Source organism: Nocardioides sp. T5 (assembly GCF_048161455.1).
Classification (GTDB): Bacteria; Actinomycetota; Actinomycetes; order Propionibacteriales; family Nocardioidaceae; genus Nocardioides.
The window spans coordinates 708,902-729,472 of record NZ_CP182415.1 but is presented as its reverse complement, the minus strand read 5'-3'; the positions used below and the strand labels follow the sequence as shown (position 1 = coordinate 729,472).

22 protein-coding genes are annotated in these 20,571 nt (G+C 72.6%); 11 read left to right on the top strand and 11 right to left on the bottom strand.

What is annotated here, in order from left to right; translation table 11 throughout:
* Positions 1-5 precede the first annotated feature (5 nt).
* Positions 6-1,214, top strand: coding sequence for a DUF4032 domain-containing protein (locus ACNKF0_RS03495; protein WP_416955792.1), 1,209 nt, complete (start codon positions 6-8; stop codon positions 1,212-1,214).
* Here the strand turns inward: ACNKF0_RS03495 and ACNKF0_RS03490 are convergent.
* From ACNKF0_RS03490 to cysS, 3 genes are read right to left on the bottom strand one after another with little or no spacing between them, the layout of a single operon-like run.
* Entirely contained in the window at positions 1,198-2,727 is a 1,530-nt protein-coding gene (locus tag ACNKF0_RS03490) for a metallophosphoesterase (protein ID WP_416955790.1), read from the bottom strand. The genes ACNKF0_RS03495 and ACNKF0_RS03490 overlap by 17 nt on opposite strands.
* Before the next feature lie 2 nt (positions 2,728-2,729).
* The gene (rlmB, locus tag ACNKF0_RS03485; protein WP_416955788.1) at positions 2,730-3,686 is read right to left on the bottom strand and encodes a 23S rRNA (guanosine(2251)-2'-O)-methyltransferase RlmB; all 957 of its coding nucleotides are present in this window, start codon (positions 3,684-3,686) and stop codon (positions 2,730-2,732) included.
* A 1-nt stretch (position 3,687) separates the two neighbouring features.
* Positions 3,688-5,088 (bottom strand): cysteine--tRNA ligase, encoded by a 1,401-nt coding sequence (cysS, locus tag ACNKF0_RS03480; RefSeq protein WP_416955786.1) that lies wholly within the window; start codon positions 5,086-5,088, stop codon positions 3,688-3,690.
* Between the two features lie 110 nt (positions 5,089-5,198).
* Between cysS and ACNKF0_RS03475 the strand changes: the two genes are divergently transcribed.
* Entirely contained in the window at positions 5,199-6,404 is a 1,206-nt protein-coding gene (locus ACNKF0_RS03475; RefSeq protein WP_416955784.1) for a peptidase C39 family protein, read from the top strand.
* Between the two features lie 59 nt (positions 6,405-6,463).
* Here ACNKF0_RS03475 and ACNKF0_RS03470 read toward each other — a convergent pair whose 3' ends face one another.
* Positions 6,464-7,981 (bottom strand): molybdopterin-dependent oxidoreductase, encoded by a 1,518-nt coding sequence (locus ACNKF0_RS03470; RefSeq protein WP_416955782.1) that lies wholly within the window; start codon positions 7,979-7,981, stop codon positions 6,464-6,466.
* A 108-nt stretch (positions 7,982-8,089) separates the two neighbouring features.
* On the opposite strand from ACNKF0_RS03470, the gene ispF reads away from it, so the two are divergent.
* Both ispF and ACNKF0_RS03460 read left to right on the top strand, forming a co-directional pair.
* Entirely contained in the window at positions 8,090-8,503 is a 414-nt protein-coding gene (gene ispF / locus ACNKF0_RS03465) for a 2-C-methyl-D-erythritol 2,4-cyclodiphosphate synthase (protein ID WP_416958415.1), read from the top strand.
* A gap of 8 nt (positions 8,504-8,511) precedes the next feature.
* The gene (locus ACNKF0_RS03460) at positions 8,512-9,195 is read left to right on the top strand and encodes an IspD/TarI family cytidylyltransferase (protein ID WP_416955780.1); all 684 of its coding nucleotides are present in this window, start codon (positions 8,512-8,514) and stop codon (positions 9,193-9,195) included.
* Here the strand turns inward: ACNKF0_RS03460 and ACNKF0_RS03455 are convergent.
* Entirely contained in the window at positions 9,176-9,769 is a 594-nt protein-coding gene (locus ACNKF0_RS03455) for a 2-C-methyl-D-erythritol 4-phosphate cytidylyltransferase (protein WP_416955778.1), read from the bottom strand. The two genes, ACNKF0_RS03460 and ACNKF0_RS03455, sit on opposite strands and share 20 nt — an antisense overlap.
* A 2-nt stretch (positions 9,770-9,771) precedes the next feature.
* Positions 9,772-10,257 (bottom strand): CarD family transcriptional regulator, encoded by a 486-nt coding sequence (locus ACNKF0_RS03450; RefSeq protein ID WP_056602200.1) that lies wholly within the window; start codon positions 10,255-10,257, stop codon positions 9,772-9,774.
* Positions 10,258-10,413: 156 nt separating this feature from the next.
* On the opposite strand from ACNKF0_RS03450, the gene ACNKF0_RS03445 reads away from it, so the two are divergent.
* Genes ACNKF0_RS03445 through ACNKF0_RS03435 form a run of 3 tightly spaced genes read left to right on the top strand, consistent with a single transcriptional unit; the run spans position 10,414 to position 12,368 of the window.
* Positions 10,414-11,124, top strand: a complete 711-nt coding sequence (locus ACNKF0_RS03445; RefSeq protein WP_416955776.1) for a UbiA family prenyltransferase — start codon at positions 10,414-10,416, stop codon at positions 11,122-11,124.
* A 21-nt stretch (positions 11,125-11,145) separates the two neighbouring features.
* Entirely contained in the window at positions 11,146-11,628 is a 483-nt protein-coding gene (locus tag ACNKF0_RS03440) for a hypothetical protein (RefSeq protein ID WP_416955774.1), read from the top strand.
* Positions 11,625-12,368: a phosphoglyceromutase gene (locus ACNKF0_RS03435; protein WP_416955772.1), complete on the top strand. Its 744-nt coding sequence runs from the start codon at positions 11,625-11,627 to the stop codon at positions 12,366-12,368. Before ACNKF0_RS03440 ends, ACNKF0_RS03435 begins: the two co-directional genes overlap by 4 nt.
* Positions 12,369-12,555: 187 nt before the next feature.
* On the opposite strand, the gene phoU is transcribed toward ACNKF0_RS03435, so the two are convergent.
* Positions 12,556-13,206, bottom strand: coding sequence for a phosphate signaling complex protein PhoU (gene phoU, locus ACNKF0_RS03430; RefSeq protein ID WP_416955770.1), 651 nt, complete (start codon positions 13,204-13,206; stop codon positions 12,556-12,558).
* A 120-nt stretch (positions 13,207-13,326) separates the two neighbouring features.
* Here phoU and ACNKF0_RS03425 point away from each other — a divergent pair, with 120 nt between their 5' ends.
* The 3 genes from ACNKF0_RS03425 to ACNKF0_RS03415 all read left to right on the top strand — a co-directional run bounded on the left by ACNKF0_RS03425 (position 13,327) and on the right by ACNKF0_RS03415 (position 16,418).
* Positions 13,327-14,565 (top strand): sensor histidine kinase, encoded by a 1,239-nt coding sequence (locus ACNKF0_RS03425; RefSeq protein ID WP_416955768.1) that lies wholly within the window; start codon positions 13,327-13,329, stop codon positions 14,563-14,565.
* Positions 14,562-15,239, top strand: coding sequence for a response regulator transcription factor (locus ACNKF0_RS03420; protein WP_254180847.1), 678 nt, complete (start codon positions 14,562-14,564; stop codon positions 15,237-15,239). Before ACNKF0_RS03425 ends, ACNKF0_RS03420 begins: the two co-directional genes overlap by 4 nt.
* Before the next feature lie 261 nt (positions 15,240-15,500).
* Positions 15,501-16,418 carry a DMT family transporter gene (locus tag ACNKF0_RS03415; RefSeq protein WP_416955766.1) on the top strand — a complete coding sequence of 306 codons (918 nt, stop codon included), beginning with the start codon at positions 15,501-15,503 and terminating at the stop codon, positions 16,416-16,418.
* Between the two features lie 158 nt (positions 16,419-16,576).
* On the opposite strand, the gene ACNKF0_RS03410 is transcribed toward ACNKF0_RS03415, so the two are convergent.
* From ACNKF0_RS03410 to ACNKF0_RS03395, 4 genes are all read right to left on the bottom strand, one after another.
* Positions 16,577-17,098, bottom strand: a complete 522-nt coding sequence (locus tag ACNKF0_RS03410; protein ID WP_416955764.1) for a YbjN domain-containing protein — start codon at positions 17,096-17,098, stop codon at positions 16,577-16,579.
* Positions 17,095-18,351 carry a D-inositol-3-phosphate glycosyltransferase gene (gene mshA / locus ACNKF0_RS03405; protein ID WP_416955762.1) on the bottom strand — a complete coding sequence of 419 codons (1,257 nt, stop codon included), beginning with the start codon at positions 18,349-18,351 and terminating at the stop codon, positions 17,095-17,097. The genes ACNKF0_RS03410 and mshA overlap by 4 nt, the downstream gene beginning before the upstream one ends.
* Positions 18,352-18,446: 95 nt before the next feature.
* Positions 18,447-18,821 carry a hypothetical protein gene (locus ACNKF0_RS03400; protein ID WP_416955760.1) on the bottom strand — a complete coding sequence of 125 codons (375 nt, stop codon included), beginning with the start codon at positions 18,819-18,821 and terminating at the stop codon, positions 18,447-18,449.
* Positions 18,822-18,893: 72 nt separating this feature from the next.
* Positions 18,894-19,787: an RNase H family protein gene (locus tag ACNKF0_RS03395; RefSeq protein WP_416955758.1), complete on the bottom strand. Its 894-nt coding sequence runs from the start codon at positions 19,785-19,787 to the stop codon at positions 18,894-18,896.
* 25 nt (positions 19,788-19,812) lie between these two features.
* On the opposite strand from ACNKF0_RS03395, the gene ACNKF0_RS03390 reads away from it, so the two are divergent.
* On the top strand, positions 19,813-20,565 hold the full coding sequence (locus ACNKF0_RS03390; protein ID WP_416955756.1) for an SDR family NAD(P)-dependent oxidoreductase: 753 nt from the start codon (positions 19,813-19,815) through the stop codon (positions 20,563-20,565).
* Positions 20,566-20,571 lie beyond the last annotated feature (6 nt).

Here is a 20,571-nt window from a genome sequence, read left to right as displayed (position 1 = left end):
CGCCTATGGCCATGCGGATCGTTGCCAGCCGGCCGGACCCGGCCATCCTGCGCCTGCCCTGGCACCTGCCGCTGGAGGAGTGGCCCGACGACGTCGTCGTACCACTGCCCCGCGGCCTCTCGCGCCACATCGTGCGCATCGTGCGGCTGGGCAGCAGCGTCTACGCCGTCAAGGAGACCAACGACGACATCGCCTTCCGGGAGTACCGGATGCTGCGCGACCTCCAGCGCATGGGGATGCCGTCGGTCGTGCCGCAGGGCGTCGTCACCGGGCGCCAGAACAGCGCCGGCGAGGACCTGCCCGCGGCCCTGATCACCCACCACCTCCGGTTCTCGCTGCCCTACCGCAGCCTGTTCAGCCGCGGGATGGACGCCGAGCACGTGCCGACGCTCATCGACGCCATCGTCGTGCTGCTGGTCCGGCTGCACCTCGCCGGCTTCTACTGGGGCGACGTGTCGCTGTCCAACGTGCTCTTCCGGCGCGACGCCGGCGCGCTCGCGGCGTACCTCGTCGACGCCGAGACCGGTGAGCTGCACGAGGCCGTGGGCGACCGGTTGCGGGACTACGACATCACGGTCGGGTGCGAGAACATCTTCGCCGAGCTGATGGACCTCAGCGCGAGCGGCGCGGTGCAGCGCCCCATCGACGGCTTCGCGATCATCGAGCACCTGCGCTCACGCTACGAGGCGCTGTGGCGTGAGCTGACCGACCTCGAGGAGTTCGGCGCCGACGAGATGTGGCGCATCGAGCGTCGCGTGGAGCGGCTCAACGACCTCGGCTTCGACGTCGACGAGCTCGACATCGTCACCGACCTCGGCGGCGACACGATCCGCATCCAGCCCAAGGTGGTGGACCTCGGCCACCACACCCGCGAGCTCCGCGACCTCACCGGCATGACCGTCGAGGACAACCAGGCGCGCCGGATCCTCAACGACATCGCGTCCTTCACCGCCCACTACGACCTCGGGCGCGAGGACCGCCACGTCGTGGCCAGTCGCTGGGTGCACCAGATCTTCGAGCCGATCATGGCGATGATCCCGCCCGACGCCACCGGCAAGCTCGAGCCGGCCGAGGTCTTCCACGAGATCCTCGAGCACCGCTGGTACCTGTCCGAGCAGGCCGGCCACGAGGTCGACATCCACGCGACCGCCCGCGACTACATCGACCGCTTCCTCACGACCAAGCCCGACGAGGCCATCACAGGTCAGGAGTGAACGACGCAGGGGCGATCGGCTCCCAGGCACCGACGCGCCACGATCCGTCGGTGCGCAACCGCACCCACTGCAGGCCGGTGGGTCGTCCGTCGGCGTAGGTGATCAGGCTGACATCGGCATTGCGACGAGGCTTGCTGCCCAGGGCGATGGCGTACGCCGCTCCGCCCGTCGTCCCGTTGGTCCATCGGTAGCCGATGGAACCGTCGTCGCCGACGACCGGGTCGGGCCCGGACTGGACGTGGGTGTGGCCGCCGACGACCAGGTCGACGCACCCCCGACTGAGTGCCTCCCGGCCGAGGTTGGCGTCGTGGACGAGCACCGTGCTCACGCGCTCGCCGTCCTCGGCCGCCGCGCAGGCCGAGTCGGCGAGCCGGGTCTCGACCTCGCCGAAGCTCAGGCCGGTCTCGTCGCGCCAGCTGCCCAGACCACTGCTCCGGGGGTCGTCGACGCCCAGCAGCGTCCCGCCCCAGGGTGCGTCGACGACCGAGCCGTCGAGCATGGTCCACCCGAGGTCGGCGAGGTAGGTGCTGACGAAGTCTCCGTGGTCGTGGTTGCCGGCGACGCCGATGCGCTCCCAGTCCTCGAACGCTGCGTGCAGCGAGTCGAGGCTGAAGGCCTCCCAGGGCTGGCCGGTCGAGGTGTCGTCACCGGCGTCGAGCACGACTGTCGCCCCTGCAGCCTCGCCGATGGCCCGCGCGACACGGTCCATGCCGATGTTGTCGTGGCGGTCGCTCACCAGCAGCGCGACGGTCTCGCCGTCCTCGGGCTGCCGCAGGCCGAGGTCCGCGGCCTCGTCGGCGGCGGTGGAGTAGAAGTCCTTGCTCCTGCTGTAGGTCCCGAGCGCGCTCAGCACCAGTCGCCTGCTCTGGTTGGTGACCGCATTGGTGCGGATCTCGATGTCTCGCACCTCAGGCGGCAGCGAGGCCTCCGGCCCGAGGAAGTCGGCGAGCGTCTCCCACGTGCCCTGGTCTGCCTGCGTCTCCTCCGACGACTCCCACGGCTGCCAGACCAGCACCGGCAGCGCCAGGAGGAGCACGAGGGCAAGAGCTCCTCGGCGGGTCCGTACGCCGCGGAAGAGCTCGCCGCGCCGGTGGCGCCCGAGGAGCAGGAAGACCGCCACCGGCAGCAGCCCGACCGCCACGCCGCGGAGGGCTGCCGTGAGCGCCATGTCGAGCACCACGTCCTCCACCTTGGCGATGGGCGCGGTCGGGTCACCGGCGATGAGGGCGTAGCGGTCCACCAGCTCCTCCACGGACCCGGCCTCGGTCTTGCCGAGCGTGAGGGTCACGCCGATCGGGGCCACGTCGCGCAGCCGGAAGTCGGGCAGCACCGGCCCGGTCCGGATCACCGCCTCCTGCGACAGCGTCGGGCGTACGACGGTGTCGTGGCCGACCAGCACGACGGTCCGGCTGCTGTTGAGGAACAGCGACACCGCGACGACCAGCCCCAGCGCCACGCTGCCCACGAGCAGGACCGCGCCGACGAGGAGCCGCCGTGGGGTCGCGCTGCTCATCGTCAGGCGCGCGCCTGGGAGATGGCGTAGAGGGCGACCGAGGCGGCGACGCCGGCGTTGAGCGACTCCAGCTGGCCGGCCATCGGGATCGACACGATCTGGTCGCAGGTCTCGGCGACCAGACGGCCCAGCCCCTTGCCCTCGGATCCGACGACCACGACGAGCGGTCCCTCGGCCAGGCCACCGGGTGCGACCAGCTCGGGGAGCGAGATGTCACCGTCGGCTGCCAGGCCGACGACCATGCAGCCCGCCTCCTGGTAGGCCTTCAGCTGCCGGGTCAGGTTGACCGTCTGGGCGATCGGGAGCCGGGCGGCGGCACCCGCGCTGGTCTTCCACGCCGACGCCGTCATGCCGGCCGCGCGGCGCTCCGGGATCAGTACGCCGTGGGCACCGAAGCCCGCCGCGGAGCGGACGACCGCGCCGAGGTTGCGCGGGTCGGTGACCGAGTCGAGGGCGACGACCAGCACCGGCTCCTTGGCCTCGTGCGCCCGGTCGAGCAGGTCGTCGGCGTGGGCGTACTCGTAGGCCGGCAGCCGGGCTGCGAGCCCCTGGTGGACGGCCCCGCCGGTCATCCGGTCCATCTCGTTGCGGGTCACCTCGAGCAGGGTCAGGCCCTGCTCGGCGGCCAGCTTGAACGCCTCGCGCATCCGGCCGTCGCGCTCGGTGCCCTCGGCGACGTAGACCCCCGCGACCGGCACGCCGGCCTGCAGCAGCTCGACGACGGAGTTGCGACCGGCCGCCCACTCGGCGTCCGCGGTCGTACGCCGCTTGGGGCGGGTGGTCTTGTCGCGCTCGGCGCGCTTGGCCGCCTTGTGGGCCTGGTGGTAGGGCCGGTCCTTGGCCTTGGGCGTGGGCCCCCGGCCCTCGAGCCCCCGGCGCACGCGCCCGCCCGAGCCGGCAGTGGGGTTGCCCTTGCCGGTCTTCTTGATCGCGCCCTTGCGCTGCGAATTACCGGCCATGTCACACACTCCACTTCGGGCCGGTCGGGGTGTCCTCCACCTCGACACCGGCCGCCTTGATCTGGTCGCGGATGGCGTCGGCGCGGGTCCAGTCCTTGGCCTCGCGTGCCGCCGTCCTCTCCTCGAGCAGGCCCTTCACCAACGCGTCGACGACCTCGGTCAGCCGGTCGTCGTTCCGCCCGGTCGCCCAGGCGGGGTCGGCGGGGTTGAGCCCGAGGACGTCGAGCATGGCGATCACCTCGCCGAACTTCTGGCCCAGCGCCTCCGACGACCCGTCGGCCAGCAGCCGGTTGCCCTCGCGGACCGAGTCGTGGATGACGGCGACCGCGGCGGGCGTGCCGAGGTCGTCGTCCATCGCCTCGCGGAACGCGTCGGGCACCGACGCGAACCACGTGCCGACGACCGGGGCGGCGCGGTCGAGGAAGTCCTCGATGCGCCGGAACGCCTTGGCCGACTCCTCGAGCGCCTCGAAGCTGAACTCGACGTGCGAGCGGTAGTGAGCCGCGACGATGTAGTAGCGCAGCTCGATGCCGCGCACCCGCTCGAGCACCGACGGGATGAGCATCGAGTTGCCCAGCGACTTGCTCATCTTCTCGCCGGCCGTGGTGATCCAGGCGTTGTGCAGCCAGTACGACGCGAACGGGCGGCCCGCGGCCCGCGACTGGGCCTGCTCGTTCTCGTGGTGGGGGAAGCGCAGGTCGACGCCGCCGCCGTGGATGTCGAAGGCCGGGCCGAGGTACTTGCCGGCCATCGCCGAGCACTCGATGTGCCAGCCCGGACGTCCTCGACCCCACGGCGACGGCCACGATGCCGTCTCCGGCTCGATGCCCAACTTCTGTCCCTTCCACAGGGCGAAGTCGCGCGGGTCGCGCTTCCCGCGCGGGTCGGCGTCACCGGCAGGCTCCATGTCCTCCACGCGCTGGCGCGTCAGCTCGCCGTAGGCCGCCCAGCTGCGCACGTCGAAGTAGACGTCACCGCTGCCGTCCTCGGCGGCGTAGGCGTGACCGCGGGCGATCAGCTGCTCGATCAGCTCGACGATCTCCGGGACGTGGCCGGTCGCGCCCGGCTCGTAGGTCGGCGGCAGCACGTTGATCGCGGCGAGGGCGATGTCGAGCTCGCGCTTCATCGCGGAGGCCAGTGCGTACCAGTGGACGCCCTGCTCGGCGGACTTGGCGAGGATCTTGTCGTCGATGTCGGTGACGTTGCGGATGAAGTCGACCTCGTGGCCGGTGGCGGCGAGCCAGCGGCGGAGCACGTCGAAGTTCACCGCGGAGCGCACGTGGCCCACGTGCGGCTCGGACTGCACGGTCAGTCCGCACACGTAGATGCCCACCCGGCCCGGGGTGAGCGGGACGAAGTCGCGGGTCTCGCGCGTCGCGGTGTCGTGGAGCCTCAGGGTCACCGGGCAAGTCTAGGGCGACGGAGGCGATCCGCCGGCTTCGCGGGGCGCCCCGCCTCCGCGGGGGATGTGACTCCTGAGACGTGTGGGACTTTCCGGGTTATCGTCGACCGGTGCTCCGACGTGTCGCGGTCCTCTCCCTTCCCCTGCTGCTGGCCAGCTCCTTCGCCCCTCCGGCCGGTGCCGTCGACGGCGAGCCCTCGGCGCGCAAGCGGGCAACGCCGCAGGTCGAGCTCGCCTCGTGGAGCAGCTACCGCGACCTCAAGGCCGGCCAGCGCAAGGGACTCAAGCTCGGGCGCGGACAGGTCTCCCTCCGGAAGGCCAAGCCCCGCACCGTCGCCGGCAAGTCCTACGAGGTCGGCACCTGGACCTCGCCGTGGGCCTCCCCGGGCTTCGGGGCGACCGCGATCATCCCGTCGTGGGAGGCCACCGTCCCGGGCCGCACCCTCGTGCGCGTCGAGCTGCGGGCGCAGGACGCCAGCGGTCGCACCGGCACGTGGGACACCGTGGCCGACTGGGCGCGCACCAACCGTCCCGTGCCCCGCCGGACCTACTCCGGCCAGGCCGACGACCTCGGCCGGGTCAGCGCCGACACCTGGTTCGCCACCTCCGCGGTGACGGCGTACCAGCTGCGCGTCACCCTCATGCGGCCGAAGGGCTCGAGCAAGGCGGTCAGCCTCGAGCGCGTCGGCGCGGTCGCCTCGGCGGACGCGACCGCGGCGCGGCCGACCTCGCAGCCCGGCCCGGCGGCCGGCACCGTCCTGCCCGTGCCGACGTACTCCCAGATGGTCCACAGCGGCCACTACCCCGCCTGGGGCGGCGGCGGGGAGGCGTGGTGCTCGCCCACGTCGCTGGCGATGGTGCTCGCCTACCACGGCATCTCGCCGACGCCCACGGGCATCACGGCCGGGCACGCCGACGCCGTCGTCGACCACACCGCCAAGATGGTCTACGACCACGGCTACCGCGGCACCGGCAACTGGGCCTTCAACACCGCCTACGCCGCCACGCTGGTCGGGGGCGACTCCTACGTCACCCGGATGCGCGACCTGCGCGAGGCCGAGGACTTCATCGCGGCCGGGGTGCCGCTGATCGTCTCGATCGCCTTCGGGCGCAACCAGCTCGCCGGAGCCCCGATCTCGGCCAGCAACGGCCACCTGCTGGTCGTCGTCGGCTTCGAGGCCGACGGTGACGTCGTGGTCAACGACCCCGCCGGCGCCACCAACGCCGACGTGCGCCGCGTCTACGACCGTGCCCAGTTCGAGCGGATCTGGATCGCCGCCTCCGGCGGGACGGCGTACGTCATCCGCAACGGCTGACACCGGGGAGCCCGGGCTCGCCCTGAGCGAGCCGGCACTCCCCGATCGATCGCCACCGCTCAGCCGGCGCTGAACTCCACCGCGTGCCAGCCCGTGGCCCCGTCGGGGTCCGGGGAGCGTACGACGCTGGTCTGGGTCTCGCCGTCCTTGCCGGTCGCCCGGACCCGGACCTCGTGGTCGCCCTCGGCGACGTCGATCGTCACCGACCACTGCACCCACGTGTCCACCGACGGGACGCCGCCGAGCTCGGCGGTGGTCCAGGCGCCGCCGTCGACCTGCACCTCGACGGACTCGATGCCGGTGTGCTGGTGCCAGGCCACGCCGCCGAACGTCACGGCCCCGGCCGGCACCTCGGCGCCGGAGCGCGGGACGTCGATGCGCGACGCGATCTTGACCGGCCCCTCCGCCGACCAGCCCCGCGTCGTCCAGTAGCCGGTCGAGCGGGCGAACGTGCTGACCTCGAGGTCGACGACCCACTTCGTGGCCGACACGTAGCCGTAGAGACCGGGCACGATGGTCCGCACCGGGAAGCCGTGCTCGATGGGCAGCGGATAGCCGTTCATCGCGACGGCGAGCATCGCGTCGCGATCGTCGGTCAGCGCCTCGAGGGGGGTCGCGCAGGTCCAGCCGTCGTGGGAGGTCTGGAGCACGCAGTCGGCCTCGGCGTCGACGCCCAGCCCGGCCAGCAGGTCGGCGAGGCGGATGCCGCTCCAGCGGGCGTTGCCCACGAGCCCGCCGCCGACCTCGTTGCTCACGCAGCTGAGCGTGATCCACGACTCCGTCATCTGGCGCGCGACGAGGTCGGAGTAGCTCAGCGTGAGCTCCCGCTCGACCATCCCGTGGATGCGCAGGGACCACTCGTCCGGCTCGATGGTCGGCTTCGCGATGGTCGTGTCGATCAGGTAGAAGTCGTCGGCCGGCGTCTGCCACTGCGCGACCCCGGCGAGCCCGACTGAAGTGCCGGCCGGGGGCTGGCGCCGGGTCACACCGGGGATGCGCAGCAGCCGGCGGCTGACCTCGACGTGGCGGCGACCCGCGCCGACCAGCCGGCCGGCGACCGCGATGCCGACGGCGGCCACCGACACCGCCCCGGCGACCATGAGGAACACCCGTCGCTCGCGCGAGGCCAGGTCGGGCCGGCCCCGGCCCCGGTGCAGGGCGTCGGTGAGGGCGGAGTGGAGCGTCACCCAGGTGAGCAGCCCGACGGCGACCGGCAGCGCGTCGACCGCGCCGGCGCCGCGCTGGCTCAGCACGGCGGCCAGGCCCAGCCCGGCGAGGGGCAACCAGACGAGCAGCGGCCGGTACCACCCGCCACGTCCCAGCAGGCCGGCCAGGGCGAAGCAGCCCAGCAGCAGGAGCAGGATGACGCCGACGAGGAACGGCTTGTCGTAGTGGCCCAGCACGGAGATGGCGCGTTCGGCCACCGGGCCGGGGGTGAGCCGGATGACCGACTCGGCCACCGCCACGACCGGCGCCTCCCGGATGGTGAGCACCATCGCGGTCGCATAGCTCGTCGCAAGACCCGCGAGACCGGCCACGACTCCGGCGAGCACCCAGGGAGTACGGCGACCGGTCACGCCCCCATTGTGACGGGCGTCCGGCATGATGCCGACGTGACCTCCCCCTTCCCCGTCCCGCGGATCGGCATCGGCACCGACGTGCACCGGCTCGTCGCAGGCGTGCCCATGCACCTCGCCGGCCTGGCGTGGCCCGACGAGCCGGCCGGCCTCGAGGGCCACTCCGACGCCGACGTGGCCGCCCACGCCGCGTGCGACGCGCTCTTCTCCGCGGCGGGGCTCGGCGACCTGGGCAGCAACTTCGGCACGTCCGCGCCCGAGTGGGCCGGCGCTTCCGGCGCGACGCTCCTGGCCGAGACAGCGCGCCGCGTGCGCGCCGAGGGCTGGGAGATCGGCAACGTCGCCGTGCAGGTCATCGGCAACGTCCCCCGCCTCGGTCCGCGCCGCGACGAGGCCGTCGCCGCCCTGTCTTCTGCCCTCGGAGCGCCTGTGAGCCTCTCCGCCACCACCACCGACGGCCTCGGGCTGACCGGCCGCGGCGAGGGCGTGGCGGCGATCGCCACCGCGCTCGTCACCCGCTGAGGCCGCGCGTGACCACCGCTGTCGTCATCCTCGCCGCCGGCTCCGGCAGCCGGGTCGGCGCCGAGGTCAACAAGGTGCTGCTCCCGCTGCGCGGGGTCCCGGTGCTCGTGTGGTCGGTGCGCGACGCGCTCGCCCTGCCAGACGTACGCCGTCTCGTGCTCGTCGTGCGCCCCGAGGACCGGGCCGCTGTCGAGGCCGCCATCGCCCCGCACCTCGGTGACCGCGAGGTGCTGGTCGTCGACGGGGGCGCCACCCGGCACGCCTCGGAGTGGGCCGCCCTCCGGGTCCTCGCCCCCGCCGTCGAGGCGGGCGAGGTCGACGTCGTGGTCGTCCACGACGGGGCCCGGCCGCTCGCCGGCCGTCCGCTGTGGGAGGCCGTGGTCTCCACGGCCCGCGAGGTGGGCGGCGCCATCCCGGTGGTCCCGGTGACCCACCTCCTGCGAGCGGACCACACGCTCGTCACCGAGCACGTGGGCGGGGTGCAGACCCCGCAGGCCTTCCGAGCCGCCGACGTGCTCGAGGCCTACCGGGCCGCCTCGGCCGAGGGGTTCGAGGGCACCGACACCTCGGCGTGCGTCTCGGCCTACCGCGACGTCGAGGTCGCTGCCGTCGCCGGAAGCCCGCTCAACCTCAAGGTCACCTTCCCCGAGGACGTCGCGCTCGCGGAGGAGCTCAGCCCGACCGGGTCGTGAGCGCGTCGAGGAGGCGTACGTCGTCGGCCGAGGACACCCGCCGCCCCTCGGGGGGTGCCTCCATCGTGTCGACCGCGTGACCTGCCGCGGCCAGGTCGGCGACGGCCCGGGCCAGGTCGGTCGACGGCCGCTGCGGCAGCGTGGCCAGGACCGCGGCGGGGAGCACGAGCGGGGACGCGACGGCGACCAGGGCGTCGCGGTCGAGCGTCTGCCCGACCAGCTGCCCCGCGTCGTCGCCGGTCACCACCTTGACGGTGTCGGTCACCGGGCGGGTGCCCACGACGGGGCGGCCCGACGCGCGGGCGTGCTCGAGGCACGCGGCGAGGAAGGCAGGCGGGGTCATCGGGCACAGCGCGTCGTGGAGGACCAGGTCCTCCCCCGACTCGACGAGCCCCTCCCAGGAGACCGTCGCATCGGCGAGGTCGACGCCGGACTCCCCGAGCGCCCAGGCGGCGCAGGCCACCAGCGCCTCGCCGTGGATGAGCGTGTAGGGCAGGGCTCCGCGGCCCTCCTCCAGAACGAGACCGAGGCCCCTGGGAACGTCGTCCCAGGGGCCTCGGCCAGCGTCGTCCACGCTCAGGAGGCGAGCACCTCGTCGAGCATGGCCTCGGCCTTGTCCTCGTTGGTCTTCTCGGCGAGCGCGAGCTCGGAGACCAGGATCTGGCGGGCCTTGGCCAGCATCCGCTTCTCGCCGGCGGAGAGGCCACGGTCACGCTCGCGGCGCCACAGGTCGCGCACGACCTCGGACACCTTCATCACGTCACCGGAGTGCAGCTTCTCCAGGTTGGCCTTGTAGCGGCGCGACCAGTTGGTCGGCTCCTCGACGTGGGCCGCACGCAGCACGTCGAAGACGCGGTCGAGGCCCTCCTTGTCGACGACGTCGCGGACGCCGACGAGGTCGAGGTTGCAGGCCGGGACGCGCACGACCAGGTCCTGCTGTGCGACGATCCTGAGGACGAGGTACTGCCGGTCCTCTCCCTTGATCGTCCGCATCTCGATGTCCTCGATGACCGCGGCCCCGTGATTGGGATAGACGACCGTTTCGCCAACGGTGAAAGTCATATGTTCAGTTCCCCTTCCTAGGTGAACATTCTAACACGGCTCCGAGACACCTCCTGACGCGTTTGCGCAGGTCAGAGGCCCTGTCCGGGCTTGACAGATCGCGTGGTGCTGTGGTGCGCGCCCTCCCCCGGACCCCGCTGGTCCATACTGCGCCCCATGCCTCGGGCCCTCGTGACGACTCCGTCGCTGCTCCTCGTCCGGGCAGCGCACCCACGCCAGGCCCTGGTCACCGCGGCCGTCCTGGGTGCCGCCGCGGCCGTCGCCGGGCGCCCGCTGCGCGAGGTCGGCCTGGTCGCCACCACGGTGCTCGTCGGGCAGTCGCTGCTGGGCTGGTCGGACGACCTCGTCGACCGGGAGCGCGACGCCCGGCGGAGCCCCGGCAAGCCGCTCGCCGGAGGTCGTCTCGACCCGGGGACGGTCTGGTTCGCCCTCACCTGCGCGGTGCTGCTCGTCGTGCCCCTCGCGGTGGCCAACGGACGCCGGGCCGGGGCGACGTACCTCGCCCTCCTCGTCGTGTCCGCGGTCGGCGACCGGTTCCTCCATGCGCGGGCGCTGTCGTTCGTGCCCTGGATGGCGAGCTTCGCGCTCTACCCCGCGTTCCTGGCGTACGGCGGCTGGGGCGGGGTCGGCGCCCCGACACCGCCGACGCCCGTGATGGTCGCCCTCGCGGCGGCCCTCGGACTGGGCGTCCACGTGCTGCTCGCGCTGCCGGGCCTGGTGAACGACCACGAGGAGGGCGAGAAGTCCTTCCCGATGCTGGTGGCGCTGCGCACCGGCACGCCGCGCCTCCTCCTGCTCGCGAGCGTGTGGACGGGGCTCGTCGTCGCCGCGATCCTGATCGCAGGGCGGACCGTCGGGCTGGCCTGAGCCGACGCTAGGCTGTCCGCCATGCGACTCCGATCCCTCGCGACCGCCGCCGCGGTCATCGCGCTCGCCGCACCACTGACCTCCTGCGGGTTCGACTACGCCACCGAGCGCGACTACACCCCCGCCGGCGGCTCCAACAACCGCGAGGGCGTGGTCGACGTCCTCTCCGCCGTGGTCGTCTCCGGCGCCGAGGGGTCCGGGACCTTCGTGGCCTCGCTGGCCAACAACGACGGCTCCGAGGAGCAGTCGCTCACCGGGATCTCCGGCGTCTCCGGGAGCGACGGTGCGACCATCGAGGCCGCCGAGTTCGAGCCCGTCACCGTGCCGGCCGACGGCCTGGTCAACCTGGCCGAGCCCCCCGCCGGCATCGGCCTGACCGGCGAGTTCACCGCCGGCGACTTCGTCCCGCTCGCGATCGACTTCGGCAACGGCGAGCGCATCTCGCTCAACGTCCCCGTCGTCTCGAACGACACCGGCTACTGGGAAGGCATGGACGCCTCATGACACACACGCTCGTCCTGCTCCGCCACGGCGAGAGCGAGTGGAACGCCAAGAACCTCTTCACCGGGTGGGTCGACGTCGACCTCACGGAGAAGGGCCGCGCGGAGGCGGTCCGAGGGGGCGAGCTCCTCGTCGAGACGGGCCTCCTCCCCGACGTCGTGCACACCTCGCTGCAGCGCCGCGCCATCACCACCGCGCACCTGTCGCTCGACGCCGCCGACCGCCACTGGATCCCGGTGAAGCGCTCCTGGCGCCTCAACGAGCGTCACTACGGCGCGCTCCAGGGCAAGGACAAGAAGCAGACGCTCGACCAGTACGGCGAGGAGCAGTTCATGCTCTGGCGCCGCTCGTTCGACACCCCGCCGCCGCCGCTCGACGACTCCTCGGAGTTCTCCCAGGCCTCCGACCCGCGCTACGCCGACCTCGGTGACGAGCTGCCGCGCACCGAGTGCCTCAAGGACGTCATCGCCCGGTTCCTGCCGTACTGGGACGCCGAGATCGTGCCGGACCTCCAGGCCGGCAAGACCGTGCTGGTGGCCGCCCACGGCAACAGCCTGCGCGCGCTGGTCAAGCACCTCGACGGCATCAGCGACGAGGACATCGCGGGGCTCAACATCCCCACCGGCATGCCCCTGGTCTACCGCCTCGACGAGGACATGCGTCCCACCGTCGCCGGCGGCGAGTACCTCGACCCCGAGGCCGCCGCGGCCGCAGCCGCGGCCGTCGCCAACCAGGGTCGCTGAGCAGCTCGGACAGACGGAGTCGGTCCGAGCGTGGGCTCAGCGAGATCGAGCAAGCCCCGCGGCTGAGGAACGAAGCCGCGACGGGCGCGTCGAAATCCGGCCACGTTCCGTATCGCGGTGAGTGACGCAGCTTTTCGGCGTCCGGAACCTGCGTCACTCACCGCTCGGCGGGCGAGAGGGGCGTACGTCAGTCGCGCGGGGGCATGTCGCCGGTGACGACGAAGACGACGCGGTTGGCGACCGAGACGGCGTGGTCGGCGATGCGCTCGTAGTAGCGCCCGAGGAGGGCGATGTCGACGGCGGCCTCGACGCCGTGCTGCCAGTCGTTGGACAGCAGCTCGGTGAAGCTCTTGCGGCGAAGCTGGTCCATCACCTCGTCGTCGCGACCGAGCTCGATGGCCGCCTCGACGTCACGGTCGATGATGATGCTACGCACCCGACGGACCATGTCCTCGGCGGTCGCGGCCATCTTCTCCATCGTCGGCCGCAGCTCGTCGGGGACCGCGACGGACGGCACCCGCAGGCGGGCGATCTTGGCGACGTGGACCGACAGGTCGCCCATCCGCTCGAGCTCGCTGACCATCCGCAGCGCCGAGACGATGACACGCAGGTCGCCGGCGACGGGCTGCTGGAGCGACAGCAGCGCGAACGCGGTGTCGTCGACCCGCTCGCGGGCCGCGTCGATCGCCTTGTCGTTGCCGATCACCTGCTCGGCGGTGTGCACGTCGCCGGTCATCAACGCCTTGGTGGCCTCGCGTACGGCGATCTCGACCTGTCCGCAGATCTCGGACAGGTCGGCGAAGATGCCGTCGAGCTGGTCATGGAAAGCCTCACGCATGTCGGGCACTGTAGGCAGCCGAAGCGAACAGATGTGCGTGCTCGATGAACGAGGGGTGAACACTCCGTGCCCCGTGTCCATCCGGTCAGGGCGCACGCTCGCGATGCGTACGATGAGAACGTGGATCCGACGACGCAGGCTGCCCTGGCCGCACTCGTCGGAGCCATCGTCGCCGGCGGCGCGGTGCTCGCGTGGCACATCAGCGACCGGCAGCGCCACACGCTCCCCGAGGCGGAGGAGCCCGTCGTCCAGGCCGGCGTCGCGGCCGTCCTGAGCATCCTGCGCTCCAGCGCCGTCGTCGTGGACGAGTCCGACCACGTCCGCAAGGCGTCGGCGCCGGCGTACGCCTTCGGGCTGGTGCGCGGCGACACCGTCGTGGTGCCGGAGCTGCTCGACCTGATCGCGCAGGTCCGCCGCGACGGACAGATCCGCGAGAGCGACCTCGACATGCCCGCACCCGACGGCGGGTTCACCCGCACGCTCACGGCCCGCGTTGCCCCGCTCGGTGCCCGGCTGGTGCTGGCCCTCGTCGAGGACCGCACCCGCGAGCGTCGAGTCGAGGCGGTGCGCCGCGACTTCGTGGCCAACGTGAGCCACGAGCTCAAGACCCCGGTCGGCGCGATCCGGCTGCTCGCCGAGGCCGTCACCGACGCCTCCGACGACCCCGAGGCCGTCCAGCGCTTCGCCGGCCGGATGCTCACCGAGAGCGACCGACTCTCCAAGCTGGTCCAGCAGATCATCGAGCTGTCGCGGCTGCAGGGCCACGACCCGCTGGAGACGCCCGTCATGGTCGACCTCGACGCCGCGGTCGCGACCGCCGTCGACACGAGCGCCATGGAGGCGGCCGCCAAGCAGATCACGGTGGAGTCCCGCGGCGAGCCCGGCCTGGAGGTCTTCGGTTCGCAGGAGCAGATCGGCGCGGCCATCAGCAACCTCGTCGCCAACGCCGTCGCCTACTCCAACGAGGGCTCGCGCGTCGTCGTCACGACCCGCTCCGTGGGGACCCAGGTGCAGATCTCGGTGGTCGACCAGGGCATCGGCATCCCGGCCGAGGACATCGACCGCATCTTCGAGCGGTTCTACCGCGTGGACCCGGCGCGCCACCGCTCGACGGGCGGCACCGGCCTCGGCCTCTCGATCGTCAAGCACGTGGCCGCCACCCACGGCGGCGACATCGCGGTGTGGTCGGTGCAGGGCCAGGGCTCGACCTTCACGCTCACCCTCCCCCACCACTCGGAGCCCGGCCAGGCCTCCGGTCGCACCACCACCCCGGTCGAGGTCGTCGCCCCGCGGCACCTGGACCCCGACCTCGATCCCGATCCCGCCTCGCGCACGACCCAGCAGGAGACCAAGACATGACCCGCGTACTCGTCGTCGAGGACGAAGAGAGCTACAGCGACGCCCTCGCCTACATGCTCCGCAAGGAGGGCTACGAGGTGGCGATCGCCGCCGACGGCAACACCGCCCTCACCGAGTTCGACCGCTTCGGCCCCGACATCGTGCTGCTCGACCTCATGCTCCCGGGGATCCCCGGCACCGAGGTCTGCCGGCAGATCCGCCAGACCTCCTCGGTCCCGGTGATCATGGTCAGCGCCAAGGACGACGAGGTCGACAAGGTGGTGGGCCTCGAGCTCGGCGCCGACGACTACGTCACCAAGCCCTACTCCCCGCGCGAGCTGGTGGCCCGCATCCGTGCCGTGCTGCGTCGCGGCCACGAGCCCGAGCTGATGCCCGACACGCTCGAGGCCGGTCCGGTGCGGATGGACGTCGAGCGCCACGTCGTCACGGTCGACGGCACGGAGCAGCGGCTGCCGCTCAAGGAGTTCGAGCTGCTCGAGATGTTCCTGCGCAACCCCGGGCGGGTGCTCACCCGCGGGCAGCTCATCGACCGCGTCTGGGGCTCGGACTACGTCGGCGACACCAAGACGCTCGACGTGCACGTCAAGCGGCTGCGCGCCAAGCTCGAGCCCGACCCGGGCGAGCCGAAGTACCTCGTGACCGTCCGCGGACTGGGCTACAAGCTCGACCTCTGACCGAAGGGAAGAGGTCCAGCGCGCCGGGCTGGGCAGCGATGCACGAGGAACGAGTGCAGCGCGTGGCCCAGGCGGATCGAGCAGTCCCGCTGCCGAGGAACGAGGCAGCGAGGGACGTGTCGAGATCTCCGACCTCGTGACGGGTCTCGTGACGGGACTTCGTCCCTCCTCGACCAGCGGCCCGGGCCCAGCGGCGGGATGTCGTCGTACGGCGTCCGAAATGCGCTGGCGGCCGGTCATGACCGTACCTAGCCTTGACCCGTGACGACCACGACCGAGACCGCCGGGACGCAGCCCACCGCCACCGCCCCGGCCCCCTGGCTGCCGGTTGCTGCAGGCGCCGTCACGCTCGTCATGTGGGCCTCGGCGTTCGTCGTCATCCGGCACGTGGCGCACGACGTCAGCCCCGGCGCGCTCGGCTCGGGTCGCCTGCTCGTCGCGGCCCTCGTCGTGCTGCCGCTCGTGCTGCGCCACGGCTGGGTGCGCCCCACCCGCCGCGAGTGGACGCTGCTGGCGGCCGGCGGCGTCGGCTGGTTCGGCGTCTACAACCTGGCCCTCAACGCCGGTGAGCGCCACGTCGACGCCGGCACCGCCGCGATGATCATCCAGATCGGCCCGGTCATCGTCGCCCTGCTCGCCGTCCCGCTCTTCGGCGAGCGCCTGCACGCGTGGCTGGTCGGCGGCATGGTCGTTGGGTTCGCCGGCGTCGCGGTGATCGCCCGCGGCTCCTCGACCGACGCGGACGCCAGCCTCCTCGGCGTGGGCCTCGTGCTGGTCGCCGCCGTGATGTACGCCGTCGGGGTGCTGACCCAGAAGGTGCTGCTGCGCCGCCTACCGTCCGTGCAGGTCGTCTTCGTGTCGTTCCTGACGGGCGCGCTCATCTGCCTGCCCTTCTCCGGCGACCTGCCCGGCATCGTCGCCGACGGTGGCGCCGAGCTGTGGTGGATCGTCTACCTGGGTGTCCTGCCGACCGCCGTCGCGTTCACCACCTGGGCCTACGCGCTGACCCACACCGACGCCGGCGCCCTGTCGCTCACGACGTTCCTCGTGCCCGGGATCGCCACGCTGGTGGCCTGGCTGACCATCAACGAGGTCCCGCCGACGCTGAGCTTCGTCGGCGGCGCGCTGGCCATCGTCGGCGTGCTGATGACGCGCCGGAGGCCAAGGGCCGGACGCTAGGTCGTGTCTCTCAAGTCTCGGCCGTCGCGAGCGGCGTCAGGGGCGTGCGATGGCAAGGCGGAGGAGGGAGACATGGCGGAGCCATGGCGACTGACGACAACGCAGCCAGCGTGCGTTCATGACGGCGCGCAGCAGGCCATGGACTTGAGGGACACGACCTAGGCCTCGAGCCAGCCGCGGAACGCCTCGAGGTTGCGCGTCGACTCCCCGCGGGAGATCCGCCACTCCCACTCCTTGCGGATCGAGGAGGCGAAGCCGAGCTCGAGGATGGCGTTGAACGACTCGTCGGCGTTGGCGAGCACGGAGCCGAGGATCCGGTCGAGCTCGTCGGGGTCGATCGAGGCCAGCGGCAGCCGCGCCTCGAGGTAGATGTCCCCGTGCCGGTCCACGGCGAAGGAGACGGCGTACATCCTGAGGTTGCGCTCGAGCAGCCAGCGGTGCACGCGCGCGTGGTTCTCGTCCGGGTTGCGGCACACGAAGGCGTGCACGCCGAGCGCGTGGGCGCCGACGTCGAGGCGCACGGGCGTCTGCAGCTTCTTCTCCCCCGGGAGCGTGAGAGAGAAGCTCGCGCCCTCGACGCCCTCGCGGGTCGTCTCGTCGTGCTCGATCTGGTTGGCGACCAGGTAGTCGCGGACGACGTCGACGGACGTCGCAGTGGCGGATGGCGAAGTGGCGCTCATGAGGCCATCTCAGCACTCATGCGCCCGCCGGCCCGCTCGTAGGCCGCCAGGGTGCGCTCCGCAGTGCGCTCCCAGGAGAAGTCCTGCGCGTGGGCGACCGCGCCTCGCCCGAGCCGCGCCACCAGCACCGGGTCGTCGATCAGGCGGCGCAGGCTCGCGGCCCAGTCGCGGGGCTCGTGGGTGTCGACGAGGAGCCCGCTCACGCCGTCACGGACCACCGTGGTGAGCCCGCCGACCGCGGCGGCGACCACCGGGGTGCCGGTGGCCTGCGCCTCGACGGCGACGAGGCCGAACGACTCGTTGTAGGACGGCACCGCCACCGCGGTGGCGGCGGAGGTCCACACGGCGAGCTCGGCCTGGCTGACCGGCGGGACGAACCGGACGACGTCGCCGATCCCGAGGTCGGCCGCCAGGTCGGCGAGGGCGGTGGGGTGCTCGAGCCCGGAGCCCGACGGTCCGCCCACGACGGGGACGACGAGCCGGTGGCGCAGCGACGGGTCCTGCTCGAGCAGCACCGCCACCGCCCGCAGCAGCACGTCGGGGGCCTTGAGGGGCTGGATACGACCGGCGAACAGGAGCACGGCCGCGTCCTCGGACAACCCGAGCTGGCGCCGGGCCTCTGCGCGCCCGCGAGGGGCGAAGACCGTGAGGTCGACCCCGGGATGGATCACCTCGACGCTGTCGGGTCGGGCGCCGTAGAGGTCGACCAGCTGGCGGGCCTCGGTGTCGGTGTTGGCGACGAGCAGGTCGGCCGCCTCGACCACCTGCTCCTCGCCGATCACGCGGGAGACGGGTTCGGGGCTGTCGCCGTCGGCGAGCGCCTCGTTCTTGACCTTCGCCATCGTGTGCATCGAGTGGACGAGGGGCACGTTCCAGCGATCGCGGGCCAGCGCGCCGACCTGGCCGGAGAGCCAGTAGTGGGAGTGGACCGCGTCGTAGTGGCCGAGCGGCTGCATCGCCTCGGTGCGCAGCACCTCCCGGGCGAACGTGCACAGCTGCCCGGGCAGCTCGACCTTGGCGAGCCCCTCGAACGGCCCCGCGGCCACGTGCCGGACGAGCACGCCGTCCGCCGCCTCCACGACCTGCGGCAGCGTGGAGGAGGTCGCCCGCGTGAAGACGTCGACCGCGATGCCCTGCTCGGCCAGACGCCGGGAGAGCTCGATCACGTAGACGTTCATCCCGCCGGCGTCGCCCGTCCCGGGCTGGTCCAGCGGTGAGGTGTGCAGGCTGATCATCGCGACCCGCTCGCCCACGTTGCCTCCTCGAGACCTCGACTGCGCGCCCTGGTCAGGGCACCTCAGGCACAACCACGGGAGGTGTCCCGGGATTCCCGGGCCGGGTCAGCGCCTCAACGGGCGTGGGCGCCGGCCGCGGTGCGGCGGCCGGTCGAGCGGCTGCGACCGCGCACCAGCGCGAGGCCGCCGAGGGCCGCCGCCACGACGCCCCAGAAGCCGTCGTACCACGAGGCGTCGGCAGGTCGGAACGCCTCGATCACCGACAGCGCCAACAGGCCCGAGGCCACGGCGACGACGGCCCGCACGGCCACGGCGTCGCCCTTGACCAGCGTGGTGCCGAAGACGGCCGACGCGACGAGCACGCATGCCAGACCGAGGAGGTGGAGGGTGTCGGCGAGGGGGCCGTCACCGCCACCGAGCAGCGCGTGCAGGATCCACAGCACGCCGCCCAGGAGAGCGAGCGACGCGGCGAGCTTCGCAGGAGGCATCGCACGAGTGTGCCACGACTCACCCCTACGGGCGGTCCCGGGGCGGCCCCAGGGCGGCCCCAGGTCGTGGGATCAGGGCTCGTCGGTGCCCTGGTGGTAGCGCTGCTGCCAGTGCCCGCCGGCGCGCACCCACAGGCTGCTCCGAAGCGTGGACCGGTCGTCGGCCAGCGCCCGCCAGAGGAGCAGGATCGTGTCGCGGTCGACCCGCTCCACGGACACCACGTCGAGGCCGACCGGTTCGATCGGACCGATCTCGGCGAGCACGTCGTCGCGGGTCCACAGCCGACCCGAGCGTCCGACCTCCTGCCAGGCGGGGTGGAGCAGGGCGGCCACGGCCGCCCGGTCGCCGCGCACCTCGTCGGTGAGCAGCGCGCGCTCGAGGGCGACGACGTGCTCCTCGTCGGTCGGCGCCGCCAGGCCCGACCGATCGGCGAGGTCGCTGAACAGGTCGGGCTCCTCCTCGACCTGGCCGACCTCGGCGGCGGGGTGGGCGACGCTGCTGCCGGCGAAGCCCGGCCCGGCATCGGGCTCGACCCCGCGCTGGTACGCCGACGCGGCGGCGTTGGCGCGCCGGTCCGCCGCCTCGTTGAGCTCGTGGCCCGCGTGGCCCTTGACCCACTCGAAGCGGACCCGGTCGCGCCGGCCGTCCATGGCGGCGTCGAGCGCCTTCATCAGCTCGACGTTGAGCACGGGCTTGCCGTCGCTCTTCTTCCAGCCCTTGCGCTTCCAGCCCGGCATCCACTTGGTGACGGAGTCGATGACGTACTTGCTGTCGCAGAAGACGTGCAGCTCGTCGTCGACGTGGGCGGTCTGCTGGAGGAGGTCGAGGACCGCCATCAGCTCCCCCATGTTGTTGGTGCCGCGCGGCCAGCCGCCGGACGCCCAGCAGTCGTCGTCGACGTACCACGCCCAACCGGCCGGGCCGGGGTTGCCGAGTGCCGAACCGTCGGCCGCCGCGATGATCACTGGCACATCTTGGCAGGATGGCCGCATGAGCGATGACAGCACCCGGGCCCGCACCGCCGTCGTGACCGGCGCCTCCAGCGGGATCGGCGCGGCGACCGCCCGCGCCCTGGCCGCGGAGGGCTTCCGCGTGGTCTGCGCGGCCCGCCGCAGCGACCGCATCGAGGAGCTCGCGGCCGAGATCGGCGGCGAGGCGATCACCTGCGACATCACCGACCAGGCCTCGGTCGACGCCCTCGCCGCGGCGGTGCCGACGTGCCACGTCCTGGTCAACAACGCCGGCGGCGCCGTCGGCGTCGACCGGGTGGACGGGGCCGACGTCGACGCCTGGCGCTGGATGTACGACGTCAACGTGCTCGGGCTGGTCCGGGTGACCAAGGCGCTCCTGCCCGCGCTCCGGGCCAGCGGCGACGCGGTGATCGTCAACGTCGGGTCGACCGCCGGGCGTTGGGCCTACGAGGGCGGCGCGGGCTACACCGCGGCCAAGCACGGCGTGAAGGTGGTCACCGAGACGCTGCGGCTCGAGCTCAACGGCGAGCCGGTGCGGATCAGCGAGGTCGCCCCCGGCATGGTGCGGACCGACGAGTTCTCGCTCGTGCGCTTCGGCGGCGACCAGGAGCGCGCCGACGCGGTCTACGCCGGCGTCGACCAGCCGCTGCTGGCCGAGGACGTCGCCGACGCCATCGCGTGGGTGGCCACCCGGCCCTCCCACGTCGACATCGACGAGCTCGTCATCAAGCCGCGTGCCCAGGCTGCGGCACACAAGGTGCACCGGTCCTGAGTCGTG